This is a genomic window from Paractinoplanes durhamensis (genome assembly GCF_016862175.1).
GTDB lineage: Bacteria > Actinomycetota > Actinomycetes > Mycobacteriales > Micromonosporaceae > Actinoplanes > Actinoplanes durhamensis.
Window position 1 is genome coordinate 81,576 of sequence record NZ_BOML01000059.1, and the last position, 23,429, is coordinate 105,004.

Annotated in this window: 26 protein-coding genes; 20 read left to right on the plus strand and 6 right to left on the minus strand. The window is 71.3% G+C overall.

What is annotated here, in order from left to right; translation table 11 throughout:
• Positions 1 to 408 (minus strand): S-adenosylmethionine decarboxylase, encoded by a 408-nt coding sequence (locus tag Adu01nite_RS37005; RefSeq protein WP_203733962.1) that lies wholly within the window; start codon positions 406 to 408, stop codon positions 1 to 3.
• 269 nt (positions 409 to 677) lie between these two features.
• Between Adu01nite_RS37005 and Adu01nite_RS48635 the strand changes: the two genes are divergently transcribed.
• Genes Adu01nite_RS48635 through Adu01nite_RS37020 form a run of 4 tightly spaced genes read left to right on the plus strand, consistent with a single transcriptional unit; the run spans position 678 to position 4,256 of the window.
• The gene (locus Adu01nite_RS48635; protein ID WP_275414745.1) at positions 678 to 809 is read left to right on the plus strand and encodes a hypothetical protein; all 132 of its coding nucleotides are present in this window, start codon (positions 678 to 680) and stop codon (positions 807 to 809) included.
• Positions 806 to 1,015 (plus strand): hypothetical protein, encoded by a 210-nt coding sequence (locus tag Adu01nite_RS37010; protein ID WP_203733963.1) that lies wholly within the window; start codon positions 806 to 808, stop codon positions 1,013 to 1,015. The genes Adu01nite_RS48635 and Adu01nite_RS37010 overlap by 4 nt, the downstream gene beginning before the upstream one ends.
• Positions 1,012 to 2,535: an ABC transporter transmembrane domain-containing protein gene (locus Adu01nite_RS37015; protein WP_203733964.1), complete on the plus strand. Its 1,524-nt coding sequence runs from the start codon at positions 1,012 to 1,014 to the stop codon at positions 2,533 to 2,535. The genes Adu01nite_RS37010 and Adu01nite_RS37015 overlap by 4 nt, the downstream gene beginning before the upstream one ends.
• Positions 2,532 to 4,256, plus strand: coding sequence for an ABC transporter ATP-binding protein (locus Adu01nite_RS37020; RefSeq protein ID WP_203733965.1), 1,725 nt, complete (start codon positions 2,532 to 2,534; stop codon positions 4,254 to 4,256). Before Adu01nite_RS37015 ends, Adu01nite_RS37020 begins: the two co-directional genes overlap by 4 nt.
• Positions 4,257 to 4,284: 28 nt before the next feature.
• Here the strand turns inward: Adu01nite_RS37020 and Adu01nite_RS37025 are convergent, their stop codons facing one another.
• A complete protein-coding gene (locus Adu01nite_RS37025) occupies positions 4,285 to 6,663 on the minus strand; it encodes a beta-glucosidase H (RefSeq protein ID WP_239132984.1) in 2,379 nt (792 codons plus the stop codon).
• A 23-nt stretch (positions 6,664 to 6,686) separates the two neighbouring features.
• Here Adu01nite_RS37025 and Adu01nite_RS37030 point away from each other — a divergent pair, with 23 nt between their 5' ends.
• The 10 genes from Adu01nite_RS37030 (at position 6,687) to Adu01nite_RS37075 (ending at position 15,133) form a co-directional block, all read left to right on the plus strand.
• Entirely contained in the window at positions 6,687 to 7,040 is a 354-nt protein-coding gene (locus Adu01nite_RS37030; RefSeq protein ID WP_203733966.1) for an HIT domain-containing protein, read from the plus strand.
• The gene (locus Adu01nite_RS37035) at positions 7,037 to 8,416 is read left to right on the plus strand and encodes a serine hydrolase domain-containing protein (RefSeq protein ID WP_203733967.1); all 1,380 of its coding nucleotides are present in this window, start codon (positions 7,037 to 7,039) and stop codon (positions 8,414 to 8,416) included. The genes Adu01nite_RS37030 and Adu01nite_RS37035 overlap by 4 nt, the downstream gene beginning before the upstream one ends.
• A 201-nt stretch (positions 8,417 to 8,617) precedes the next feature.
• Positions 8,618 to 9,694 (plus strand): PhoH family protein, encoded by a 1,077-nt coding sequence (locus Adu01nite_RS37040; RefSeq protein WP_203733968.1) that lies wholly within the window; start codon positions 8,618 to 8,620, stop codon positions 9,692 to 9,694.
• 21 nt (positions 9,695 to 9,715) lie between these two features.
• Positions 9,716 to 10,186, plus strand: a complete 471-nt coding sequence (gene ybeY / locus Adu01nite_RS37045; RefSeq protein WP_203733969.1) for an rRNA maturation RNase YbeY — start codon at positions 9,716 to 9,718, stop codon at positions 10,184 to 10,186.
• 5 nt (positions 10,187 to 10,191) lie between these two features.
• Entirely contained in the window at positions 10,192 to 11,577 is a 1,386-nt protein-coding gene (locus Adu01nite_RS37050) for a hemolysin family protein (RefSeq protein WP_203733970.1), read from the plus strand.
• Positions 11,570 to 11,977, plus strand: a complete 408-nt coding sequence (locus tag Adu01nite_RS37055; protein ID WP_239132985.1) for a cytidine deaminase-like protein — start codon at positions 11,570 to 11,572, stop codon at positions 11,975 to 11,977. The genes Adu01nite_RS37050 and Adu01nite_RS37055 overlap by 8 nt, the downstream gene beginning before the upstream one ends.
• Before the next feature lie 230 nt (positions 11,978 to 12,207).
• Positions 12,208 to 13,185 carry a GTPase Era gene (gene era / locus Adu01nite_RS37060; protein WP_203734103.1) on the plus strand — a complete coding sequence of 326 codons (978 nt, stop codon included), beginning with the start codon at positions 12,208 to 12,210 and terminating at the stop codon, positions 13,183 to 13,185.
• Positions 13,186 to 13,253: 68 nt separating this feature from the next.
• Positions 13,254 to 14,291 (plus strand): acyltransferase family protein, encoded by a 1,038-nt coding sequence (locus Adu01nite_RS37065; RefSeq protein WP_203733971.1) that lies wholly within the window; start codon positions 13,254 to 13,256, stop codon positions 14,289 to 14,291.
• A gap of 36 nt (positions 14,292 to 14,327) precedes the next feature.
• Complete coding sequence (locus tag Adu01nite_RS37070) at positions 14,328 to 14,630, plus strand: hypothetical protein (RefSeq protein WP_203733972.1); 303 nt, start codon at positions 14,328 to 14,330, stop codon at positions 14,628 to 14,630.
• The gene (locus Adu01nite_RS37075) at positions 14,630 to 15,133 is read left to right on the plus strand and encodes a GAF domain-containing protein (protein WP_203733973.1); all 504 of its coding nucleotides are present in this window, start codon (positions 14,630 to 14,632) and stop codon (positions 15,131 to 15,133) included. The genes Adu01nite_RS37070 and Adu01nite_RS37075 overlap by 1 nt, the downstream gene beginning before the upstream one ends.
• Here the strand turns inward: Adu01nite_RS37075 and Adu01nite_RS37080 are convergent.
• Positions 15,120 to 15,878 carry a thioesterase family protein gene (locus Adu01nite_RS37080; RefSeq protein WP_203733974.1) on the minus strand — a complete coding sequence of 253 codons (759 nt, stop codon included), beginning with the start codon at positions 15,876 to 15,878 and terminating at the stop codon, positions 15,120 to 15,122. The genes Adu01nite_RS37075 and Adu01nite_RS37080 overlap by 14 nt on opposite strands.
• Positions 15,875 to 16,660: a DUF4097 family beta strand repeat-containing protein gene (locus Adu01nite_RS37085; protein WP_203733975.1), complete on the minus strand. Its 786-nt coding sequence runs from the start codon at positions 16,658 to 16,660 to the stop codon at positions 15,875 to 15,877. The genes Adu01nite_RS37080 and Adu01nite_RS37085 overlap by 4 nt, the downstream gene beginning before the upstream one ends.
• A 122-nt stretch (positions 16,661 to 16,782) precedes the next feature.
• Here Adu01nite_RS37085 and recO point away from each other — a divergent pair, with 122 nt between their 5' ends.
• Both recO and Adu01nite_RS37095 read left to right on the plus strand, forming a co-directional pair.
• Positions 16,783 to 17,571: a DNA repair protein RecO gene (gene recO / locus Adu01nite_RS37090; protein ID WP_203733976.1), complete on the plus strand. Its 789-nt coding sequence runs from the start codon at positions 16,783 to 16,785 to the stop codon at positions 17,569 to 17,571.
• Positions 17,571 to 18,395 (plus strand): isoprenyl transferase, encoded by an 825-nt coding sequence (locus Adu01nite_RS37095; RefSeq protein ID WP_203733977.1) that lies wholly within the window; start codon positions 17,571 to 17,573, stop codon positions 18,393 to 18,395. The genes recO and Adu01nite_RS37095 overlap by 1 nt, the downstream gene beginning before the upstream one ends.
• Here the strand turns inward: Adu01nite_RS37095 and Adu01nite_RS37100 are convergent.
• Both Adu01nite_RS37100 and Adu01nite_RS37105 read right to left on the minus strand, forming a co-directional pair.
• Positions 18,370 to 19,056 carry an HAD family hydrolase gene (locus Adu01nite_RS37100; RefSeq protein WP_239132986.1) on the minus strand — a complete coding sequence of 229 codons (687 nt, stop codon included), beginning with the start codon at positions 19,054 to 19,056 and terminating at the stop codon, positions 18,370 to 18,372. The genes Adu01nite_RS37095 and Adu01nite_RS37100 overlap by 26 nt on opposite strands.
• Positions 19,053 to 19,346 (minus strand): MTH1187 family thiamine-binding protein, encoded by a 294-nt coding sequence (locus Adu01nite_RS37105; protein WP_203733978.1) that lies wholly within the window; start codon positions 19,344 to 19,346, stop codon positions 19,053 to 19,055. Before Adu01nite_RS37105 ends, Adu01nite_RS37100 begins: the two co-directional genes overlap by 4 nt.
• A gap of 190 nt (positions 19,347 to 19,536) precedes the next feature.
• Between Adu01nite_RS37105 and Adu01nite_RS37110 the strand changes: the two genes are divergently transcribed.
• From Adu01nite_RS37110 to Adu01nite_RS37125, 4 genes are all read left to right on the plus strand, one after another.
• Entirely contained in the window at positions 19,537 to 20,145 is a 609-nt protein-coding gene (locus Adu01nite_RS37110; protein ID WP_203733979.1) for a TetR/AcrR family transcriptional regulator, read from the plus strand.
• Between the two features lie 78 nt (positions 20,146 to 20,223).
• Entirely contained in the window at positions 20,224 to 21,045 is an 822-nt protein-coding gene (locus tag Adu01nite_RS37115; protein ID WP_203734105.1) for an aldo/keto reductase, read from the plus strand.
• Positions 21,046 to 21,198: 153 nt separating this feature from the next.
• Positions 21,199 to 22,920, plus strand: a complete 1,722-nt coding sequence (locus tag Adu01nite_RS37120) for a CehA/McbA family metallohydrolase domain-containing protein (RefSeq protein ID WP_203733980.1) — start codon at positions 21,199 to 21,201, stop codon at positions 22,918 to 22,920.
• 23 nt (positions 22,921 to 22,943) lie between these two features.
• The gene (locus Adu01nite_RS37125) at positions 22,944 to 23,423 is read left to right on the plus strand and encodes a hypothetical protein (RefSeq protein ID WP_239132988.1); all 480 of its coding nucleotides are present in this window, start codon (positions 22,944 to 22,946) and stop codon (positions 23,421 to 23,423) included.
• Positions 23,424 to 23,429 lie beyond the last annotated feature (6 nt).

Genomic DNA, 23,429 nt, shown 5'->3' on the forward strand with positions numbered 1-23,429 from the left:
TCAGAACCCCTTCGCCACGATCTCGGTGGTCCGGAAGTACTGCTCGGTGAACTCGACGACCTTGGCCGGGTCGAACGCCTTGCACGTGTAGATGTCGACGCTGAAGAACGAGACCGGGCGCTCCCACGAGTAGAAGTGCGCGCCCGAGGTCTCCCAGTGGATCCAGCCGGCCCAGCCGTAGAGGTCGCTGACGTGGGTCACCGGCTCGATCAGCGTGATCATGTCGGTCACCACCGAGAGCTTCGACAGGTAGTCCTTGATGTGCTCGTCGGTGATCACGAAGGTCGGGTAGCCCTCGACGACCAGTCGCTGCCGGGTGATCATCGGCGCCAGGTCACGGTACGCAGCGGGGTCGGCTGCGACGGCGTCGTTACGGAGCGTGTTTTCGATCGGGAGCACGAGCGACATCTTGTGGTCCATTTCTGCGTCGGGAGCTGGCATATCAGGGTGAATCGGACTCATCTGACTTTAGCCAAAAACTACGCAGAGTCAAAGCGCTCGACATTACAGAGAGTTAGAACACATGCGGATCATGACCCGGCGGGGTTGGTTAGGCTAGCCTTCCGTCATGGTCTTGACGCGCGCCGCGAGCGATGCGCGCCCGGCGACCGGCCGGCGGCGTTCGTCGGCGCCCCGGCCTTGATCTGGTGGATCCGCCGGGCCAGGGTCGGTACCCGATGAGTCTCCACTTCGGCCGCCGCACCGTCGTGCTGCGCCCGGTCACCCCGCTGCCGGTCGGGGTGCTCACCGTGGCCGTCGGCGGGGTCTATTTCGTCTGGCTGCTGCTCAGGCAGGGGAGGAAGCAGTGAGTCTCGCCGCGCAGGACATCACCGTCGGCTACGACCGGAAGGTCATCAGCGAGCATCCCGACCTCGAGGTGCCGGACGGCCGGTTCACCGCGATCAGCGCCGAACCGGCGAAACAGGTGGCACGGCGGCTCGGGCTGCTGCCGCAGTCGTCGATCGCCCCTCCGGTGGCGGGCACCCCGCTGGTGATTCCCGGGCGGCTGCCGTGAACGTCCTGTGGCGGGCGCTGACCCGCAACCGCTGGCGGCTGCTGGCCGGATCCCTGCTGATCGCCCTGCACCAGGCGTGCGAGGCGTTCGTGCCGATCGTCATCGGCGAGACCGTCGACCAGGCCGTGGCGACCGGCTCGCTGTCCCGGCTGCTCACCTGGATGGCGGTGCTCTGCCTGCTGTTCCTGCTGCTCACCACCGCCTACCGCAACGGGGCGCGGCAGCTGATGCGGGCGCTCGCCGACGAGTCGCACGCGCTGCGCCTCGAAGTGGCGGCCAAGGTCCTCGACCCGCGGGCCGAGGTGCGCACCGGTGACGTGCTGACCATCTCGACGACCGACGCCGACCACGCCTCCTACCTGCTCGACTACGTGCCGCGGATCGTCGGCGCGCTGGTGGCCACGGCGGTCAGCGCGGTCGGGCTGTTCGTGATCTCGGTGCCGCTGGGCCTGGTCGTGCTGCTCGGCACCCCGCTGGTGCTGATCGCGCTGCAGCGGGCCGCGCCCCGGATCACCCGCCGCGTCGCCACCCGGCAGGAGGTCGCCGGCCGGGCCTCCTCGCTGGCCACCGACCTGGTCACCGGGCTGCGGCCGCTGCGCGGCATCGGCGCGCAGGAGGCCGCCGACGCCCGCTACCGCGAGGTCAGCCGGGAATCGCTGGACGCCACCCTGCTCGCGGCCCGCACCCAGGGCCTGTTCCAGGCTGCCTCGTCCAGCGTCAGCACCCTGCTGGCCTGCGGCATCGCCATCCTGGCCGGCTGGTTCGCGCTGACCGGCCGGATCAGCGCCGGCGAACTGGTCACGGTGATCGGCCTGGCCGCGTTCCTCGGCGAGCCGTTCGGCACGCTGTCGGCCGCGCCCGGCTGGGTGGCCACCGCGCGGGCCTCCGCCGACCGGATCGCCGACCTGCTCGGCACGTCCCCGGTGGTCGTCCCGGCGGTCGCCGCGCCGATCCGGCCGGCCGGCGGCGAGTGCCTCGGCGTGGTCGCCGAGACCGACGCCGCCACCCTGGCCGGCATGTACGACGACGGCTCGCCGGACGTGCTGGTCGCCCCGCACCACCCGGAGCTGTTCTCCGGCACGATCCGGGAGAACATCGTGCTCACCAGCGACCGCAAGCTCGACGAGGTGCTGCGCGCCTCCTCCGCCGACGACGTGGTGGACGCCCACCCGGACGGCCTCGACCATCCGATCGCCGAACGCGGCTCGGCCCTCTCCGGCGGCCAGCGGCAGCGGCTCGCCCTGGCCCGGGCGTTGCTCGCCCACCCGAAACTGCTGGTGCTGCATGACCCGACGACCGCGGTCGACGCGGTCACCGAGCACGCCATCGCCCGCGGCATCCGTGATCTGCGGCACGGCCCCGGCTCCGAGCTGGGCACGCTGATCGTCACGACCAGCCCGGCCCTGCTCGCGGTCACCGACCGGGTGGTGCTGCTGCGCGACGGCGCGATCGTCGCGACCGGCACGCACGCGTCGCTGGCCGCGACCGACGCGGCCTACCGGGCGGCGGTCCTGCGATGAGCTCCCTCCCCGTGGCGACGCCCCAGCAGACCGGCCGCTGGCTCTTCGGCCAGCTGCGCACCCGCCGCCTCGACCTGGCGATCACCGTCGCGGCCGGGCTGATCGCGGCCACCGCCTCGGTGGTTCCGGTGACCGCGCTGGGCCGGCTCGTCGACCTGGTCCGCGACGGCTCGTCCGCGTCGGCGCTGCTGCCGATCGCCGTCATGGTCGCGGCCGCCGCGGTCATCGGCGGGGTCGCCGCCGGGGCGACCACCACCCTGGTCAGCCGGCTCGGCGAGCGCATCCTGGCCACCCTGCGCGAACAGACCGTCGGCATCGCGCTGCGGCTGCCCGCCACCGTCCTCGACCGGGCCGGCCGCGGTGACCTGCTGTCCCGGGTCGGCGCCGACGTGGCCGCGATCGGGACGGCCACGGCCGAGGTGCTGCCCACCGTCATCTCGGCGGCCTTCCTCGGCATCCTCAGCGTCACCGCGATGTTCGGCCTGGACTGGCGGCTCGGCCTGGCCGGCCTCGCGTCGCTGCCGCTGTATCTGGTGGCGTTGCGCTGGTATCTGCCGCGGTCCGCGCCGGTCTACGCCCGGGAGCGGACGGCGATCGGGGAACGCTCGCAGCTGCTGATGGAAAGCCTTCAGGGGGTACGCACGGTGCATGCCTACCGCCTCGAGGAGCGGCACCTGGCCGGCGTCGACGGTGCCTCGGCCCGCGCCCGGGACCTGTCGATCGGCGTGTTCACGCTGTTCACCCGGTTTGTCGGCCGGATCAACCGGGCCGAGCTGGTGGGTCTCGCGACGATCCTGGCGGCCGGTTTCTGGTTCGTGCGTTCCGGCTGGGTGACGGTCGGCGAGACCGCGGCCACCGCGGTGCTGTTCCACCGGCTGTTCAACCCGATCGGGATGATCCTGTTCACCTTCGACGAGATCCAGGAGGCGGGGGCCGGTCTGGCCCGGCTCGTCGGGGTCGGCACCCTGGCGGTGGCGCCGGCCGGCACCGTCCAGCTGAACCGGACCGACCTGACGCTGAGCAACGTCTGCTACGCCTACGACGAGCGGGTGCAGGTGCTGCGCGACATCAACCTGCGGGTCGCGCCGGGCGAGCGGGTCGCGCTGGTCGGGTCCACCGGCGCCGGGAAGACCACGGTGGCGTCGATCGCGGCCGGCATCCTGCGCCCCCAGTGCGGTACGGCGTCGGCCGCCGGCACCCCGGTCGACGAGTTGGCCCCGGGGGTCGTCGCGATCGTCAGCCAGGAGACGCACGTGTTCGCCGGGCCGCTCATCGAGGACGTCCGGCTGGCCCGCCCGCACGCCCCGGCGTCGTCGGTGCGGTCGGCGCTGGCCACCGTCGGCGCCCTGGACTGGGCGTCCGCGCTGCCCGACGGGCTGGACACGCAGGTGGGGGAGGGCGGCCATCCGCTGACCGCCGCGCAGGGGCAGCAGCTCGCGCTGGCCCGGCTGGTCCTGCTCGACCCGGCGGTGGCCATCCTGGACGAGGCCACCGCCGAGGCCGGCAGTGCGGGCGCGCGGGCCCTGGAGGAGTCGGCGCTGGCCGCCACCCGGGGCCGCACCACGCTGCTGGTGGCGCACCGGCTGACCCAGGCCGCCTCCGCGGACCGCATCGTGGTCCTGGAGCACGGCGCGGTCCTGGAGGAGGGCACCCACGACGAACTGGTCGCCGCGGGTGGCCGCTATGCCGAGCTCTGGCAGGCCTGGCAATCGCGTACCTGAAGCTGACCTCCGCTACCCGGGCGGGGGATCACGAGATCGTCACCGTCGACTCCAGGCGCTGGTCGTCGAGGGCGTGCGCGGCGATGATCCGGTACTCGCCGCCGACGGTCTGCCAGCCTTCATCCGCCCAGATCTGGAACGTGCGCGGCGGCAGCGGGATCCGCACGGTCACCGTCTCGTCCGGGTGGGCCTCGACGTTCGCGAAGCCGGCCAGCCAGCGCGCCGGGCGTTGCTCGTCGGGGGCGGCCGGGGCCACGTACACCTGCACCACCTCGCGGCCGGAACGCCCGCCCGCGTTGGTCAGGGTGACCACCGCCTCGGTCGCGTCGACGGCCATCTCGTCGTAGCGCCACGTCGTGTAGCCGAGGCCGTGCCCGAACGCGTACAGCGGCGCCGCCTTCTGCCGCAGCCAGCCGCGGTAGCCGACGAACACGCCCTCGTCGTAGGCGACGACCCCGCCCGCCGGGGTGATCTTCAGCACCGGGCAGTCCTGCTCCCGGCGCGGCCAGGTGGTGGGCAGCCGCCCGCCCGGCTCGGCCGTCCCGAGCAGCACGTCGGCCAGCGCGGCGCCGCCCTCCTGGCCGGGGAACCAGGTCAGCAGCGTCGCCGCCACCTCCTCGGCCCACGGCATCAGCACCGGCGAACCGGCGTTGACCACCACGATCGTGCGCGGGTTCGCGGCCGCCACCCGGGACACCAGCTCGTCCTGCCGGCCCGGCAGCGCCAGCGAGACCCGGTCGAAGCCTTCCGACTCGACCTGCTCGGTGGTGCCGACCACGACGACCGCCACATCGGACTCGGCGGCCAGCGCGACCGCCTCCTCGATCATCCCGTCCTCGTCCGGCGTCGGCGGCCGGTGCCCCAGCGTGGTCGCGACCGAGTGGGCGTGGCCGGGCACGATGGTCTGCTCCAGCCGGACCCGCACCGGCGTGCCGGCTTCCAGGTAGTCGGTGACCCGCTGCTCGCGGGGCGACAGCAGCAGGTCGGCGCGGCCGGTGCCCGGCGGGTGCAGGGTCCCCTCGTACCGCACGCTGCCGTTGATCGACAGGCGGAACGTGCCGAATCCGGAGACCGCGAACGTGTGCTCGCCGGTGTCCTGCGGGGTGAACGTCGTGGCCAGGCTCAGGCCGTCGACCGACGGCATCTCCAGGCCGCCGGGCAGCGAGCCGATCCAGCGCACCGCGGCGGGTTCCACGTCGAACTCGTGCGCGCCGATGGTCACCCGGGTGCGGCTGTGCAGGGCGGGCAGGAACGGGCGCGGGTCGGCGCCGACCGCGTACTCCACGTCCACCCCGGACAGCGCCCGCCGGATGCCGTCCAGCGGCGAGACCGTGTGCGGCGGGGACACCTGGGCGCTGCCGCCGCCGAGCACCCGCGCGTCCATCGCGAGCGCGCCGATCACCGCGACCTTGCTCAGCCCGGCCGATTCCAGCGGCAGCGTCCAGTTCTCGTTGCGGACCAGCACGAACGAGCGGGCGGCCAGTTCGTGCGCGGTCGCATCGCCGTCGAGCTCTTCCGGCGGCGTGATCTCCGGGCCACCGTCCAGGGCGCCGACCCGCAGGGCGAGCAGCAGCACCCGGCGTACCTTGTCGTCGATCACCTCTTCCGGCACCTCGCCGGAGCGGACCGCCTCGACCAGCTTCGCGCCCCACGGGTTCTCCAGCTGCGGCATCGCGATGTCCAGGCCACCGAGCGCCGAACCCACCGTCGACCGGGCGGCCCGCCAGTCGGACACCACCACCCCGTCAAAACCCCATTCCTTTTTGAGTACGTCCTCCTGCAGGCGCCCGTTCGACGCCATCGACGTGCCGTTCACGCCGTTGTAGGCGCTCATCACGCCCCACCCGCCGGCCTCGACGACCCGCTCGAACGGCGGCAGGTAGATCTCCCGCAGGGTCCGCTCGCCGATCCGGACATCCACCTCCATCCGGTCGGTCTCGAAGTCGTTGCCCACCAGATGCTTCACCGTCGTGCCCACCCCGTGCTCCTGCACGCCGCGCACGAAACCCACCGCGATCTCGCCGCTGAGCAGCGGATCCTCGGAGTAGCACTCGAAGTGCCGGCCGCCCAGCGGGGTCCGCTGCAGGTTCACCGTCGGGCCCAGCACCACGTGCACGCCCTTGCGCCGGGCCTCCTGGCCGAGCAGCCGGCCGGCCGTCTCGGCCAGCTCCGGATCCCAGGCCGCGGCCAGCGCGGTCGGGCTCGGCAGCGCCACCGACGGGTCGTCCGGCGCCCACCCGGTGCCGCGCACCCCGATCGGCCCGTCCGACATCACCAGCGAGCGCAGCCCGATCCGTTCGATCGCGGGCAGTGACCAGAAGTCCTGACCGGCCAGCAGCGAGATCTTCTCCGCCAGGTCCAGTTGTTTGAGGAGGTCGTCGACATCGGTCATGGTTCGCTCACGCATACCCCCACCCTAAGATCGTTCGGGTGGACAACGACTGCCTGTTCTGCCGCATCGTGGCCGGTGAGATCCCTGCGACCGTGGTGCACGAGACCGACACGACGCTCGCGTTCCGCGACATCGACCCCAAAGCGCCGGTGCACGTCCTGGTGATCCCGAAAGATCATCACCCCGACGTGGTCGCCCTGGCGCGTGACGATCCGGCCGGCTCCGCCGCCCTGCTCGCCTCAGCCGCCGCGGTGGCCGAGGCCGAAGGCCTGCTCACCGACGGTTTCCGACTGCTTTTCAACACCGGGGGGTACGCCGGGCAAGAGGTGTTCCACGTGCACGCCCATGTGGTCGGTGGTGCCCCGCTCGGCCCGATGCTGGCCCCGCGATGAGCGCGATCCCCCGCCTGGAGCACGCCGCCCGTAAGGCCCAGGCCACCGGGCGTGTCCCGGCCCTGTCGGTGGCGCTGCACCGGGCCGACCGCGAGCCGTGGATCTTCACGGTCGGCGACTCCGGCAACCCGGCGCACCCGCTGGACGCCGACAGCCGCTTCCGGATCGGCTCGGTCACCAAGACCTTCACCGCGGTGCTGGTCATGCAGGCCCGCGACGAGGGCCTGCTCGACCTCGACCAGCCGCTCGCCGCCTACCTCGACCTGCCCGCGCACGGCGACGCGACGATCCGACGGCTGCTCTCGCACACCGCCGGTTTCCAGCGCGAGCCCTTCGGCGACGTGTGGGACACGCTGGTGTCGCCGTCCGCGGCCGAGCTGCTCGCCCAGCTCGACCGGGCCGAACGGGTGCTGCCCAACGGCCGCCGCTTCCACTACTCGAACCTCGCCTTCGCCGTCCTCGGCCAGCTCGTCGCGAAACTGCACGACACCACCTGGGAGCAGCTGCTCGCCGACCGGATCCTCGGCCCGCTGAACCTCACCGCCACCACCGTGCAGCCCCCGCCCCAGGCCGCCGTCGGTTACGTCGTGGACGCCTACTCCGACGCGGCCCGGCCCGAACCGCAGCTCGACGCGGGCGGCGCCGGCCCGGCCGCGCAGCTGTGGAGCACCGCCGCCGACATGGCGACCTGGGCCGCGTTCCTGGTGTCGCCGGAGACCGCCGACCCGGGCGGCAAGGTCCTCGCCGCCGCGACGGTCGACGAGATGCGCTGGCCGCACACCACCCGCGAGCAGGACGTGTGGGCCGGCGGCTTCGGCCTCGGGCTGATGCTCGCCCCGCAGGGCCGCCGGGCGATGCACGTCGGCCACAACGGCGCCATGCCCGGCTTCCTGGCCGGCGTGCACGGCCGGCGCGGCGGCGACGGCACCCCCGGCGGGCTCGGCTGCGCGGTTCTCGGCTCCTCCGGCACGGCCGGCGAGATCAACGACCTGGTGCACGAGTTGCTGCAGCTCAGCGTCGAGATCGACCCGGCCGCGATCACGCCGTGGCGGTCCGCGCCGCCGGCCCCGCGCGAGTTCCGCTCGGCGCTCGGCGTCTGGTGGAGCGAAGGGTCCTCGTTCGTGTTCTCGTGGCACGGCGGCGCCCTGCAGTCCCGGGTCGCCGAGGCGGCCGCGGACGTGCCGCCGTCGGTCTTCGCGCCGGTCGCCGGCTCGCCGGACGTGCTGCGCACGGTCTCCGGGCGGGAAGCCGGCGAACTGCTGCGGCTGACCCGCGACGACAGCGGCGCGATCGTCCGGATGCACTGGGCGACGTACCGCTTCACCCGCGTGCAGGACGCCTTCGACGGGGTGCCCGCGTCGAACGGCCCGGAGTAGTTTCACGGCTCGCCGCGGCCGCCCGCCCTGCCGCCCGCTCGGCCGCCCGCCCCACCGCCCGCTCGGCCGCCCGCCCCGCCGCCCGAAATGGCATCGGCGGTCGGGCGGCCGAGCGGATACGATGGCACGATCCTTACGCACGTCGCCGCAACTCGGCGACGACAAGAATGAGAGCAGGTGCGGAGGCCCGCGGGCCGTCCTATGACCGGTACGCCGAACCCTTCCAGCGCGGGCTCCAGCGGCGCGGCACGGGTGCAGACCAAGATCTCGGTTTCCGACCCCAAGATCATGGTTAACCTGCTGGGTGCCAAGGATGAAATCCTGCGGCTCGTCGAGCGAACCCTCGCCAGCGACGTCCACGTCCGTGGCAACGAGATCACCATCACCGGTGACCCGGGCGAGAACGCCACCGCCGAGCGGCTCTTCTCCGAACTCATCGAGTTGATCGAGAAGGGCGAGACCCTCACCGTCGACTCCGTCCGGCGCACGGCGACCATGCTCGAGGAGAACGTCTCCGAGCGGCCCGCCGAGGTGCTGACCCTCAACATCCTGTCCCGGCGCGGGAAGACCATCCGCCCCAAGACGCTGGGCCAGAAGCGCTACGTCGACGCCATCGACCAGAACACCATCGTCTTCGGCATCGGCCCGGCCGGTACCGGTAAGACGTACCTGGCGATGGCCAAGGCGGTGCAGGCGCTGACCGCCAAGCAGGTCAGCCGGATCATCCTGACCCGGCCGGCGGTCGAGGCCGGCGAGCGCCTGGGCTTCCTGCCCGGCACCCTGAACGAGAAGATCGACCCGTATCTCCGGCCGCTCTACGACGCGCTGCACGACATGCTCGACCCCGAGTCGATCCCGCGCCTGATGGCGGCGGGCACGATCGAGGTCGCGCCGCTGGCCTACATGCGCGGCCGCACGCTCAACGACGCGTTCATCATTCTCGACGAGGCGCAGAACACCACGCCCGAGCAGATGAAGATGTTCCTGACCCGGCTCGGCTTCGGGGCGAAAATCGTTGTCACCGGTGACGTCACGCAGGTCGACCTGCCCGGCGGGACGACCAGCGGTCTCCGGATCGTTCGCGAGATCCTGCACAATGTCGAGGACGTGCACTTCGCGGAGCTGTCCAGCGCCGACGTGGTCCGGCACCGCCTGGTCGCCGAGATCGTCGACGCGTACGCCCGCTACGACGTCGAGCAGGAACAGCTCGCCACCCAATCCGTCCACGCCGTGCCGGGCCGCGCCGCATCCGCGGGCCGCCCCGGGCGCAGGCGCTAGCTAAGGGGTATAGACCTCCACATGTCCATCGAGATCGCCAACGAGTCGGGAGTCGAGGTCGACACCGACGCGATCCTCGCGGTGGCCCGGTACGCGCTCGACGAGATGGGGGTCAACCCGCTCGCCGAGCTGTCGATCCTGCTCGTCGACATCGACTACATGGCCGAGCTGAACCACCGCTGGATGGGTGGTGACGGCCCGACCGACGTCCTCGCGTTCCCGATGGACGAGGGCAGCGTCGACCACGGGCCCGGCGAGGCCGGCACCGGCGAGCCGGCCCTGCTCGGCGACATCGTGCTCGCCCCCGAGGTGGCCGCGAAACAGGCCGCCGCGGCCGGCCACTCGGCCGCCGACGAGCTGCACCTGCTCACCGTGCACGGCGCCCTGCACCTTCTCGGCTACGACCATGCCGAGCCGGAGGAGGAGCGCGAGATGTTCTCGCTGCAGAACCGCCTGCTGCAAAGCTGGCGGTCCACCCGTCAGGCCGGCTGATCCTTATGGAGCCGGCCCATACTTTCGCGGCCCATTCTTTCGCGGCCGGCGCGGCCTCGGCCGGTCTGCCCGACTTCCAGCTGATCACCCTCGCCGTCGCGCTGGTCTTCCTGGCCGGTCTGGCCTCGATGGCCGACGCGGCGCTCGGCACCGTGTCGCAGGCCCGGGCGGCCGAGATGGCCCGCGAGGGCGAGCGCGGCGCGGCCGCCCTCGCCGCCGTCGCCAAGGACGTGGTGCGCCACCTCAACCTGCTGCTCCTGCTCCGGCTGATCTGCGAGCTCACCGCGACCACCCTGGTCGCGCTGGTCGCGGTGGACAGCTGGGGGATCGGCTGGCGGGCCGCGCTGGTCACCGCGGGCGCGATGACACTGGTGAGCTTCGTGGTGGTGGGGGTCGCGCCGCGGACGGTGGGGCGGCAGCACGCCTACGCGGTGGGCCGGGCGGCGGCACCGCTGGTGCGCTGGCTCGGCAAGGTGCTCAACCCGCTCGCGTCGCTGCTGATCCTGATCGGTAACGCGGTGACCCCGGGCAAGGGGTTCCCGGACGGCCCGTTCGGCAGCCAGGTGGAGCTGCGCGAGCTGGTCGACCTGGCCGAGCAGCGCGGCGTCGTCGAGCACGGCGAGCGCGAGATGATCCATTCGGTGTTCGCCCTCGGCGACACGATCGCCCGCGAGGTGATGGTGCCGCGCACCGAGATGGTGTGGATAGAGGCGGCGAAGACCCTGCAGCAGGCCCTCTACCTGTTCCTGCGGTCCGGTTTCTCCCGGATTCCGGTGATAGGGGAGACCGTCGACGACGTGCTGGGCGTGCTCTACCTGAAGGACGTGATCCGCCGCACCCAGTCGGGTGATCCGGCGGCGACCGCGCAGGCGGTGGCCGAGATGATGCGCCCGGCGACGTTCGTGCCGGAGTCCAAGCCCGTCGACGACCTGCTGTCCGAGATGCAGGCGGCCCGCACCCACCTGGTGATCGTGGTCGACGAGTACGGCGGCACGGCCGGGCTGGTCACCATCGAGGACATCCTCGAGGAGATCGTCGGCGAGATCACCGACGAGTACGACGTCGAACGCCCGCCGGTGGAGCACCTCGAGGACGGCGCGGTGCGGGTGACCGCCCGGTTGCCGATCGAGGACCTCGGCGAGATCTTCGGCGTGGAGCTGCCCGCCGACGAGGTGGAGACCGTGGGCGGCCTGCTCGCGCAGACGCTGGGCCGGGTGCCGATCCCGGGCGCCCACGTGGACGTGGGCGGCCTGCACCTGGTCGCCGAGGGCACGACCGGCCGGCGCAACCGGATCGACTCGGTGCTGGTGCGCCGGGTCGAAGCCGCGGAGCCGTCCGACGAACCAGACTCTGAATCCGAGACCGAGGAAAGACAGACCGCAGATGCCTGACCCGACCCAGCCCGACCCGAGCCGACCTGATCCGGCCGCCGGCGCCGCCGTGCCGGCGACCGACGCCGCGCTCAGCGCCGAGGACAACAAGTTGGTCATCCTGGCGCGGAGCGCGCGCGCCCGGGTGGGTGCGGTCGAGGGTGCTGCCGTCCGCGATCAGGACGGTCGCACCTACAACGGCGCCACGGTGTCGCTGCCCAGCCTGTCGGTGACCGCCCTGCAGCTGGCGGTCGCTCTCGCCGTGTCGTCGGGTGCCTCGGCGATCGAGGCGGCCGCGGTCGTGACCGAGGCCTCCGAGCTGGACGGGGCCGGGCACGCGGCGGTGCGGGACCTGTCGGCGAGCGCGCCGATCCACGTCGCGGCGCCGGATGCGACCCTGCTCGGAACGGTCAGCGCATGACCTCGTCGAGTTCCGGCCCGGGTTCTGACGGCGAACGCCGGCTGACGCCGGGCGAGCGTAATGAGCTGCGCCGCCAGGAGCGGCGCGCGGCCCGCCGGACCGAGGCGGCCGGCACCTCGGACGGGCGTGGCGCCCAGCGTGGCACCGGCCGAAAGGCCGACGGCGCGGAGAAGACAAACCGGCGGACCTCCTCTGCCCGTACCCCGGGGCGGCCCGGGCCGGCGTCGACGGTGCCGTCGCGTACCCAGAAAAAGCCGGAGGTTGAGCCGCGGACCTTCACCCCGAAGGTTCATCGGCATGCCGAGGCGGCGCGCAGCGACGCGAGGGATGACACCTACCGCGCTGGTTTCGCCTGTTTCGTCGGGCGGCCGAATGCCGGGAAGAGCACCCTGACCAACGCGATCATCGGCCAGAAGATCGCCATCACCTCGAACAAGCCGCAGACCACCCGGCACGTGATCCGGGGGATCCTGCACCAGGAGAACTCGCAGCTCGTCCTGGTGGACACGCCGGGGCTGCACCGGCCGCGGACGCTGCTGGGGGAGCGGCTCAACGATCTCGTGCGGGAGGTGTGGAGCGAGGTCGACGTGATCGGCATCTGCTTCCCGGCCGACGAGCCGGTGGGGCGTGGTGACCGGTTCATCTCGGCGGAGATGGCCGAGCTGAAGGCGACCGTGATCGCGGTGGTGACCAAGGTCGACCTGGTGGGTCCGCAGCGGCTGGCCCAGCATCTGCTGGCCGTCAGCGAGCTGTACGACTTCGCGGAGATCGTGCCGGTGAGCGCGGTCTCCGGACATCAGGTGCAGCAGTTGGTCGACGTGATGGTGAAGTACATGCCGGAGTCGCCGCAGCTGTACCCGGCAGACGTGCTGACCGACGAGCCCGAGCAGGTGCTGATCGGCGAGCTGATCCGCGAGGCGGCGCTCGAGGGAGTGCGCGACGAACTGCCCCACTCGATCGCGGTTCTGGTCGAGGAGATGCAGGTCGAGGGCAAGTTGACCAAGATCTACGCGGATCTGTACGTGGAGCGGGACAGCCAGAAGTCGATCGTGATCGGCGCGAAGGGTGCGCGACTTAAGGAAGTTGGGAGCAAGGCCCGAGGTGAGATCGAGCAACTTCTGGGTACCAGGGTGTACCTAGATTTACATGTTCGAGTCGCCAAGGAGTGGCAGCGTGATCCTCGTCAATTGCGCAAGCTGGGATTCTGATATTGCGGTTTATGGGATAATTCACGCTGGTTTGCAGGGACGTACGGTGCTTCGGTAACTCAAGAGTCATGCGGAACCGGTACCTGGACCTCCTGCGGGCCATCGCAACCGTGCGTGTGGTGGTTTACCACTCCTCCGGATGGACGGCGCTGACCATCGTGTTCCCGGCCATGTCGGTGATGTTTGCCCTGGCCGGGTCGATGATGGCGGCGTCCCTCGACCGATATGGACCGTGGGCGGTCGAACGCCGCCTGCACCGCCTGCTGCCCGCGCTGTGGGTGCTGGTCGGTGTCGCGGTGCCCGCCATGCTCGCGGCCGGCCTGGTCTGGGACTGGAAGATCCTGCTCTGGGCGTTCCCGATCGAGGACCCGCCGGCCACCGGTTTCTGGCTCGAAGGTCTCGCCGCGATGTGGTACCTGCGCGACTTCCTCTGGCTGGTGCTGCTGTCGCCGCTGGCGCTGCCGTTGTTCCGGCGGGCACCCCTGGTGACGATCCTGGTTCCGTACGTCGCGCTCGCCGTCATCACCTTCGCCGGCCTGACCCCGCCGCCGGTCCTGCGGGACCTGGCCCTCTACGGCGGTGCCTGGCTGCTCGGCTTCGCCCACCACGACGGCATGCTCAAGCTGACCGCCCGCCGGTGGTGGCTGATCGGTGCCCTGGCGATCGCCGGCGCCACCTGGGCGTTCACCCACCCGGGGCCGCGCGGGCTCGACCTCAACGACATCCCGCTCGGCAACGCGCTCTGGTCGGCCGCGTTCATCCTGGTCGCCCTCGGCATCAACCCGATGGTCCGGCCACGCCGCATCCTGACGATCCTGAACGCCCGGGCCTTGACCATCTACCTGTGGCACGTGCCGTTCATCGTGGTGGTGGCCCGCTTCGCGACCTGGTCCGGCCTGCCGATCTTCGGCTGGGTCGGGATCAGCTGGCGGCTGGTCGTGGTGACCCTGCTGCTGACCGGCGTGGTGCTGGCGGTGGGCTGGATCGAGGACGTGTCGGCGGGCCGGCGGCCACAGCTGGTGCCGGGCGTGTCCAAGCGGCGGATGCCGGTGTCGCCGGCCCCGGCCATGACCCCCGTGACCGCGACGGCGACGGCCAGGTCCTAGCGGCTCAGTTCCGCCGGTCTTCGGCCGAATTCGTCGATGATGGAGACGACGTATCCGGTCGAGTCGCCGACGCTCGAGTCGGCGCACGAGGCGCTGCGCCGGCTGTACGGCCCGCACACCGAGGACCTCTGGAAGACGCTGCTGTTCAGCGCGGGGCTGACCGGCGACGAGACCGATCCGGGCTCGTTCGGCCGGATGGTCGTGTCGATGCAGGCGGCCACCGGGGTCACCCAGCTGTGCGGCCGGGCCCTCGCGATGCGGGCGGCGACGTTCAAACGACTCACCGCCGCACCTACCGAGGTCACCGTGGTGCGTGCCGCCGCGCCGGAGGAGTACTGATGAGCGACGACTTCCGCCGGATGGCCGTGCTGGCCGGCATCGACATCGACAACCCGGAACTGCGCCGGCGGCTGGACGCGCTCAGCGAGCGGACCGCGGCCCTGCTCGGCCGGCCGAGCAGCCTGGTCAGCATGGTGCTGGACAGCGCGCAGTTCTTCGCCGGGTCGTACGGGCTGGACGGCTGGCTGGGCGAGATGGGCGGCACGCCGATCGAGTGGTCGTTCTGCGTGAACGCGGTCCGGTCGGGGCAGTCGTACGTGGTGCCGGATGCGGCCGCCGACGCGCTGCAGTCCGGTAATCCGCTCGTCTACATCGACGGGATCCGCAGTTACGCGGGGGTGCCGCTGGTGGTCGACGGCGAGGTGCTCGGGGCGCACTGCGTGCTCGACAAGGCGCCCGGCGAGTTCACCCCGGACGATCTCGGCGAGCTTCGCCGGGGTGCCGACGAGATCGTCGCCCTGCTGTCGTCCTACCGGCTCCCCAGCCCGGTCATCGTTCCCTGACCAGCAGCGGCTGGGCGACCTGGCCGACCTTTCCGGCCAGGTCGAACATCTCGCCCTCGGCCAGCCCCAGGCCGTCGTCGGAGACGATCGTGCGGGCCGCCAGGTGCACCCACTCGCCGGCCGGTTCGCGCAGCATGGTCGCGGTCATGGTCGGCGGGATGGACAGCCACTTCTCGAACGGCAGGACCGCGGACAGCCCGTTCGCCGAGTCGGCGACGATCAGCGCCCGGTCCTGGCCGAGCAGGTCGACCCCGTCGATCAGCGGCATCCGCACCCGGCTCCACACGTGCGTCTCGCCGAGCTCGTCGAGCCCGCCCCTGGTGCACCGCCACTCGATCGCCCGGCCGTAACCCCAGTCGCCGGCGAACCGGTCCTCCTGGTCGGGCAGCAGCTCGGCCCGGCGCTCCCCGGCCACCTGCTCCCCCTCCGCCGGCGGCCTCGGGCCCGGCGCGATGTGCCAGGCCCGGGCGCTCACCGCCACCCGGCCGTCGATCACCATCGTGGCCTCGTTGAGCGCGGTGAGCCGGCCCGGCTTGACCGGGGACACCTCGATCCGGGACGTGCGGCGGGGTATCGGGCCGAGGAAGTCCACCGAGAGCCGGGCCAGGCGCAGGCCGTCGAGGCGCATCACGTGGCCGAGCAGGGCGGCCGGCGGGCCGCCGTGCTGCATCGCGCTGTCCCAGGGGCTCTCGGTGAATTCGGTCGGTTCGTAACGGTCGTCACCGAGTGGTAGGTAAAAGCTCACGAGGTCGAGGCTACGGTCACGTCCCCGCTCGTCACCCGCACGTCGATCACATTCTTCGCCGTGGCGTCGCTGGTCAGGCCTTCGAGATGCTCGTCGCCCGAGCCGGAATGGGTGGTCACCCGGTATTTGCTCGGCGGCACCTGCACCCAGATGTCGCCGCTGGTGGACTGGGCGGTCACCGAGTTGGGCGCGGTCAGCTCGACGTGCATGTCACCCGAGGTGACCTTGAGGTCGGCCGGCCCGGCCACCCGGATCGCCTGCACGTCGCCCGAGGTCGAGTGCACCTTCACCGAGCTCTTCGAGTCGGTCACCATGATGTCGCCGGACGTGGCCTTGATCGCGACGGCGCCGGTCGCGCCGGTCACCGACACGTCACCGGAGGTCAACTCCAGGTCGGTGATGCCCACCCCCTTGAGGACGATGTCGCCGGAGTGCTCCTTGCCGCGCACGTTCACCCCGGTGGGCGTCTTGATCTCGTACGACACGGAGCAGTTCGGCCCGCACGACGTGTCGATGTTGAGCGTCGTGCCGTCCAGCGTGTATGGGCTGCCGGGGTTGCTCGACCGGCGGATCACCCGGCGGATCGACGTCTCGGTGACGTCCCCGGACGTGACCGTCACGTCGCCGCTGCCCCCGGTCAGCACGATGTCGGTGATCTTGCCCTTCTCGGTGTCGTCGTAGGTCATCTTCGCCCCGATCACGCCGGCGCAGCCGGTCAGGGCGGTCGTCGACGCGGCGATGAGGGCGAGGACTGCGGCGCGCCGGATCAGGGTCGTGGTCATGGCTCAGACGCTATGCGGCGGCGCATCAACGGCACCATCAGTCCTCCCACTGAGGTCTCCCCGATGCTGCCCCCGAGACGACCCTGAGACCGCGTCAGGGTTTGTCGCACCCCCGGGGCAGAATGACTCCCGTGCCCACCGGATCCGGCTACCGCCGACAGCTCTACCGCGACGACGCGGTCGTGCTGCGCGTGCAGAAGCTCGGCGAGAGCGACCGGATCATCACGCTGCTCACCCGCCGCAACGGCCGGCTGCGCGCGGTCGCCCGCGGCGTGCGGCGCACCAACTCCCGGTTCGGTGCCCGGCTCGAGCCGTTCGGCCACATCGACCTGCAGCTGGCCGGCTCGCCCGAGGGGGTCGGCAGCTCGCTGCACTCGGTCAGCCAGGTCGAGGCGGTGGCGCTCTACGGCAAGCAGTTCCTCACCGACTACCCGCGCTACACCGCGGCCAGCGCCATCGCCGAGACCGCCGAGCGGCTCACCCCGGTCGAGCGGGAGCCGTCGCTGCGGCTGTTCCAGCTCACCCTGGGGGCGCTCAAGGCCCTCGCCGCCGGTGAGCACGCCGGCCCGCTGGTGCTCGACGCCTACCTGCTGCGGGCCATGTCAACGGCCGGCTGGGCGCCGGCGATCGCCGAGTGCGCGGTCTGCGGCACCCCCGGCCGGCACGCCGCGTTCTCGGTCCCGGCCGGCGGCGCGGTCTGCCCCGACTGCCGCCCGCCCGGCGCCGCCCACCCGAGCCCGGCCACCCTCGGCCTGATGAGCGCGCTCACCTCCGGCGACTGGCAGGTCGCCGACGCGTCCGAGCCGCCGATCCGCCGGGAGTGCAGCGGTCTGGTCGCCGCCCACCTGCAATGGCACATGGAGCGGGCGCTGCGCTCGCTGCCGCTGGTCGATCGACGGGAGAGTTCCTGATGCCGCGCCCATCCACCCCGCGCCCACCTACCCCGCACCTTTCCGGGGTCCGCCCGCCGGAGCTGCCCAAGGCCGCCCTGCCGAAGCACGTGGCGATCGTGATGGACGGCAACGGCCGCTGGGCCAAGGACCGCGGGCTGTCCCGCACCAAGGGCCACGAGCAGGGCGAGTATTCGTTGTTCGACACCATCGAGGGCGCCATCGAGCTCGGCATCCCCTACCTGTCGGCGTACGCGTTCTCGACCGAGAACTGGAAGCGCTCGCCCGAGGAGGTGCGCTTCCTGATGGGCTTCAACCGCGACGTCATCCGCCGCCGCCGCGACCAGTTGGTCGACCTCGGGGTGCGGGTCGTCTGGTCCGGCCGGGCCGGCCGGCTGTGGAAGAGCGTCATCTCCGAGTTGCAGACCGCCGAGGAGATGTCGAAGGACAACAAGACGCTCACCCTGCAGTTCTGCGTCAACTACGGCGGGCAGGCCGAGATCGCCGACGCGGCCGCCGCCATCGCCCGGGACGTCGCGGCCGGCAAGCTCAAGGCCGACCGGGTCAACGAGAAGACCATCGCGCGCTACCTCTACCACCCCGAGGTTCCCGAGGTCGACCTGTTCCTGCGCCCGTCCGGCGAGCAGCGCACGTCCAACTTCCTGCTCTGGCAGACGGCGTACGCCGAGCTGGTCTTCCTCGACACGCTGTGGCCCGACTTCGACCGCCGCCACCTCTGGTATGCGTGCGAGCTCTACGCCTCGCGGGACCGGCGGTTCGGCGGCGCCATCCCCAACCCGATCGCGCCGGGTGCGCCGGTCACGTCGTCAGGATCCGAACGGTAGCGTCGGTGTCGGACAGATCCGGCAGTACGGCGTGGGCGCCCGCGAGCACCAGGTCGGCCATCGTGGTCGACCCGGTCGCCACGCCCACCGCCAGCGCGCCGTTGGCCAGCGCGGCCGTCACGTCGTGCACGGTGTCGCCGATGACGACCGGGGCGAACCTCTCGCCGTACTTCGCCTCGGCGCGTTCCAGGCTCCGGCGTACCAGCGTGGCCCGCACGGCGTCGTCGGTGCCGTAACCGCCGACCTCGGCGTCGAAGGCGCCGCTGAGCCCGAAGGCGGCCAGTTTGGCTGCCGCCACCTGCGGCACGTTGCCGGTGACCAGCGTCTGCACGACGCCCGGGTCCGCGCCGAGCCGCTTCAGCACGTCCTGCACGCCGGGCATCAGCGCGCCCTGCTCGCCGAACTCGTGCTGCAGGGCCAGCACGTGCTCGACGTAGCGCACGAAGAACACCTCGGGCGTGCAGTCGGTGACCCCGTGCCGGGCGAACACCTCGACGCAGATGTCGGTGTCGGTGCGGCCGCCGAAGATCGGCGTCTCCCGCCACTCGCGGCCGGTGAGCTCGGTGAATGCCGCGCGCCAGGCCCGGGCGGCCACCCCGCCGCCGCGCAGCAGGGTGTAGTCGATGTCCCACATGACCAGGCGTCTCAGTTGGGTACTCACTCCTGGAGTGCCCGTTCGATGTGCTCGACCTTCGCGGTCAGGGCACCGGTGACTCCGGGCCGCACGTCCGCCTTGAGCGACACGCTGACCCGGTGCCCACTCTTCGCGACGGCCTCCACGGCCTCCTTCACGACGGCGAAGCATTCGTCCCACTCACCCTCGATCGTGGTGAACATGGCGTCCGTCCGGTTGGGCAGGCCGGAGGCCCGCACCACCCGCACGGCGTCGGCGACGAGGTCGCCGACGGATTCGCCGGCTCCGATCGGCGTAACAGAAAACGCAACCAGCATGCGGCCATAGTCGCAGCAGGCTCCGGGCCCGGCGCAAGCCTTACCGGCCCCTGTGGCCGATCTGTGCTGAGGGTGAGAGAGCGCTCTCACGCGCTGATCCCGGTCCGTTCTGCCGGTCGGGCCGGTGTGAAGAGATCGCGCTTCTTTAATGTCCTTGACGGAGTGAGTACTCACTCCTTAGCTTGGAGGCATGACTGAGACAACACCCCGGCGCCGGGCGCCGGGCATGAGCCCCGACCAGCGACGCGAGATGATCGTGGCGGCCGCCGTGCCGTTGCTGGTGGAGCACGGCTCCACGGTGAGCACCCTGCAGATCGCGAAAGCGGCCGGCATCGGCGAGGCGACGATCTTCCGGGCCTTCGCCGACAAGGAGGAGTTGCTCGCCGCCTGCATCGCCGCCGTGGTGCGCAACGACCAGGTCCTGGCCGAGCTGGACGCGGTGCCGCTCGACCAGCCGCTGGCCGCCCGGCTCACCGAGGCGGCGGCCACCCTGCAGGCCTACCTGACCCGGATGGGCACGGTGATCGGCGCGGTGTACGCGGCGGGCCGCCGGGCGGCCGAGCGAGGCGACCCCCGCGAACTCGGCGATCAGCGTGGTGGCCGGGCCGAAGCCGTCGACCGCACCCGGGCGGCGATCCTCCGCCTCCTCGAGCCCGACCGGGCCACGCTGCGGCTGCCGCCCGAGCAGCTCGCCGACGTCTTCCTCGCCATGCTGTTCCCGCAGCGCGGCGTTCCCGGCGGCGCCTACGTCCCGGTCGAGACGATCGTGGACGTGTTCCTCAACGGTGTCCTCGCGTAGGGTTCTCGGGTGCTTGACGGGGAGATTTCGGCAGCGGCGGCAGGTAATTGGGTTCTCGGGGATCGGCCGGTCAATCGCATGGGATTCGGATCCATGCGGCTCACCGTGGATCCGGATCCGGCAGCGGCCATCGCGGTGCTACGGCGGGCGGTCGAACTCGGGGTCGACCACATCGACACGGCCGCGTTCTACGTTTCCCCGGGCGGCCCGCTCGACGTCGGTGACGGACCGGCCAGGTATGCGACCGAGCTCATTCGGCGCGCTCTCACCCCGTACCCGGAAAGCCTTTTTCTTACCACCAAAGTGGGGCCCGGGATTTTGCCGGACGGGAGCTTCGGCGAGGCTCGCACAGCAGCGCAGCTGCGGTATCAGGTCGAGGAGAATCTGCGGCGGCTCGGCGTGGAGCGGCTCGACCTGGTCAATCTCCGGGTGTTCCGGGGCAGTGACTCGATCGGGGAGCGATTCGCGGCGCTCGCGGCGATGCGGGACGAAGGGCTGATCCGGCATCTGGGGCTTTCCGCGATTCGCCCGGAGCAATTGGACGAGGCGTCGGCCATCGCGCCGGTCGCCTGCGTGCAGAACAGTTTCGCGGTCGATCTCCGGCGTAATGCCGAGCTCCTGCGGATCTGCGGTGAGCGGGGGATCGCCTTCGTGCCGTTCTTCGCCATTGCCGGGCAGGGCAAGGAAAGCGGCGCGAGTACGACCCGGGATGCGGCGGTCGAGGCGGTGGCGGCGCGGCACGGGGTCACCACCCATCAGGTACGGCTGGCCTGGACGCTGCACCAAGGCGAGCACGTGCTCGCCATTCCGGGGACCGGAAGCGTTCCGCATCTCGAGGCGAACATCGCGGCCGGGGCGATCCGGTTCAGCGCGGGCGATCTGTCCGAACTGGGCAGCTGAGCCGGCCTTGCTGGGCAGCTGAGACCGCCTTCGAATCAGGCAGGACCTTCCGAGTTCGCCGGTTGGTCATGAGATCGACAGCGACCGTTGAGATCACCCCGCGACTGTGTCGACGTAACCGCATGAGTCGATCTTTCGTCGGGAGCACTCCATATGGGTCACGGCCACGACCACGATCACGACCACACCCACGAGACCGCCGGCGGTGACCTGTCGCCTGCCATGGATCTGAGCATCCCGGACAGCGAGCTGTCGCCGTCGGACGTGTCCCGCCGCGGGTTCCTGCGCGGTGCGGGTCTGCTCGGTGCCGGTGCCGCCGCGTCCGTGCTGGCCTCGCCGTCAGCCGCCTCGGCCGCCGCCTCTGCCGGTCTGCCGCATGCGCACGGCCCGGTCGGCGGCGGAACGGACAAAGGCGGATTTGTCTGGCTTGCTGGTGACCATCACATTCACACCCAGTACAGCTCGGACGCCCAGTACCGGGTGCTCGACCAGGCCAAACACGGTCACGCGTACGGCCTCGACTGGCTGGTCATCACCGACCACGGCAGCAACGAGCACGCCAAGATCGGTGTGGAGAAGGTCAACCCGGACATCCGCAAGACCCGCGAAGAGCTCAAGGGTCTGCTGACCTTCCAGGGCCTGGAGTGGAACATCCCGGCCGCCGAGCACGCCACCGTGTTCGTGCACCCGGGCAAGAACGAGGTCGAGGTGCTCAAGCAGTTCGAGCAGACCTACGACGGCTCGCAGCTGCCGGCCACCAACACCGAAGCGCAGAACGAGGCCGCCGCGGTCGCCGGCATCAAGTTCCTCGCCTCACAGGTGAAGGCCCGCAAGGTCGAAGGCGCGCTGTTCCTCGCCAACCACCCGGCCCGCCGCGGCATCGACTCGCCGCACGAGATCCGCAACTGGCGTGACGCCGACCCGACCGTCGCCATCGGCTTCGAAGGCGCGCCCGGCCACCAGGCCGCCGGCATTCCCGCCGCGTACGGCCGGGGCGGCGCCCGCGGCTACTACGACAACAACCCGTCGGCCGCCTCCTACGCCGGCTACCCGCTGGAGAGCTACCGCACCTGGGGCGGCTTCGACTGGATGACCGCCACCGTCGGCGGCCTGTGGGACAGCCTGCTCGCCGAGGGCAAAGCCTGGTGGATCACCGTCAACTCGGACTCGCACGTCGTCTACCTGGACCAGTCCGAGCGCGGCCCGGGCAGCGACTTCGCCACCAACGGCAAACACAACGACCCGGTCTACTCGGGCAAGACGCTGACCACCGCCGGTGACTTCTGGCCGGGCTACTACGGCCGCACCAACGTGGGGGCCGGCTCCTTCTCGTACAAGGCGGTCATGGACGGTCTGCGGGCCGGTCGCGTGTGGGTCGACCACGGCCGGCTCATCAAGGGCCTGGACGCCCGGGTCCGGACCGCCGGCGACCGCCGCTGGGACACCGGCACCCCGCTCGGCGGCGTCGCCCAGGTCAAGCGCGGCACCTCCACCGAGCTGACCCTCGACATCGACCTGCAGGACGTGCCGAACTTCGCCGCGTTCGTACCCGTACTCAAGCGCGTCGACGTGATCGTCGGCACGGTGACCGGCCCGGTCACCGACAAGGACAGCTTCAAGGCGCCGGACACCAAGGTGGTCAAGTCGTTCGACGTGGCCGCGGGCGCCAAGAGCATCTCGCTGACCCACTCGCTGGGCCGCCTGGACAAGCCGTTCTACGTGCGGGTCCGCGGTACCGACGGCAACCGCACCCAGCCTGGTCTGATGGGTGCCGCGGTCGACCCGTACGGTCCGAAACTGGACGTGATCGGCGACGCCGACCCGTGGGGCGACCTGTGGTTCTACACCAACCCGATCTGGGTTCTGCCGAGGTGACGTTGTATCGATCCGTGGCGTCCGTGGCTGTTCTCCGCACCGTCGGGGTCAGTCTCGGGCACCGCGATCTCGCCTCGGCCGATCACTGGATCCTGGACCTCGACGTCCGGCCGGTGCTGGCCTGCACCCACCTCGTGGCGGAACCCCACCGGCACGTGGCGATCAGCCTCACCACCGCGGCGGCATACGAATCCGCGCCCGGTCTGGAGCAGGCGGCGGAATCGGCGGCGGCCGGAAAGTTCGGGCGCGCCGTCATCTTCCCCGGCGTGGAAGATCTGGTCGGCATGCTCACCGCCGGAGAGATCCGGGAACGGAGCGCTATCGACCGGGTCGAGGTGCTCGGCTCGGGCGTCGCCGATGACGACGCCCGGGTGGACACCCGCGACTTTGTCCGCCCGCAGTACCGCGACGGCGAGCTGATCCTGACCACCACGCCGGCGGCCGGGGGTGTCCTGGTCCCGTTCGAATCGCGGGAACCCACCCCCTGCTGTGCCAATCATTGACCCTAC

Coding starts and splice junctions, on each gene's coding strand:
- Adu01nite_RS37085 (WP_203733975.1), bottom strand. CDS start 16,660: ATGACCACGACCCTGATCCGGCGCGCCGCAGTCCTCGCCCTCATCGCC.
- ybeY (WP_203733969.1), top strand. CDS start 9,716: ATGTCCATCGAGATCGCCAACGAGTCGGGAGTCGAGGTCGACACCGAC.
- Adu01nite_RS37035 (WP_203733967.1), top strand. CDS start 7,037: ATGAGCGCGATCCCCCGCCTGGAGCACGCCGCCCGTAAGGCCCAGGCC.
- Adu01nite_RS37025 (WP_239132984.1), bottom strand. CDS start 6,663: ATGCGTGAGCGAACCATGACCGATGTCGACGACCTCCTCAAACAACTG.
- Adu01nite_RS48635 (WP_275414745.1), top strand. CDS start 678: ATGAGTCTCCACTTCGGCCGCCGCACCGTCGTGCTGCGCCCGGTCACC.
- Adu01nite_RS37110 (WP_203733979.1), top strand. CDS start 19,537: ATGACTGAGACAACACCCCGGCGCCGGGCGCCGGGCATGAGCCCCGAC.
- Adu01nite_RS37070 (WP_203733972.1), top strand. CDS start 14,328: ATGATGGAGACGACGTATCCGGTCGAGTCGCCGACGCTCGAGTCGGCG.
- Adu01nite_RS37120 (WP_203733980.1), top strand. CDS start 21,199: ATGGGTCACGGCCACGACCACGATCACGACCACACCCACGAGACCGCC.
- Adu01nite_RS37040 (WP_203733968.1), top strand. CDS start 8,618: ATGACCGGTACGCCGAACCCTTCCAGCGCGGGCTCCAGCGGCGCGGCA.
- Adu01nite_RS37020 (WP_203733965.1), top strand. CDS start 2,532: ATGAGCTCCCTCCCCGTGGCGACGCCCCAGCAGACCGGCCGCTGGCTC.
- Adu01nite_RS37050 (WP_203733970.1), top strand. CDS start 10,192: ATGGAGCCGGCCCATACTTTCGCGGCCCATTCTTTCGCGGCCGGCGCG.
- Adu01nite_RS37055 (WP_239132985.1), top strand. CDS start 11,570: ATGCCTGACCCGACCCAGCCCGACCCGAGCCGACCTGATCCGGCCGCC.
- Adu01nite_RS37105 (WP_203733978.1), bottom strand. CDS start 19,346: ATGCTGGTTGCGTTTTCTGTTACGCCGATCGGAGCCGGCGAATCCGTC.
- Adu01nite_RS37115 (WP_203734105.1), top strand. CDS start 20,224: ATGGGATTCGGATCCATGCGGCTCACCGTGGATCCGGATCCGGCAGCG.
- Adu01nite_RS37065 (WP_203733971.1), top strand. CDS start 13,254: ATGCGGAACCGGTACCTGGACCTCCTGCGGGCCATCGCAACCGTGCGT.
- Adu01nite_RS37075 (WP_203733973.1), top strand. CDS start 14,630: ATGAGCGACGACTTCCGCCGGATGGCCGTGCTGGCCGGCATCGACATC.
- Adu01nite_RS37005 (WP_203733962.1), bottom strand. CDS start 408: ATGTCGCTCGTGCTCCCGATCGAAAACACGCTCCGTAACGACGCCGTC.
- recO (WP_203733976.1), top strand. CDS start 16,783: ATGACTCCCGTGCCCACCGGATCCGGCTACCGCCGACAGCTCTACCGC.
- Adu01nite_RS37095 (WP_203733977.1), top strand. CDS start 17,571: ATGCCGCGCCCATCCACCCCGCGCCCACCTACCCCGCACCTTTCCGGG.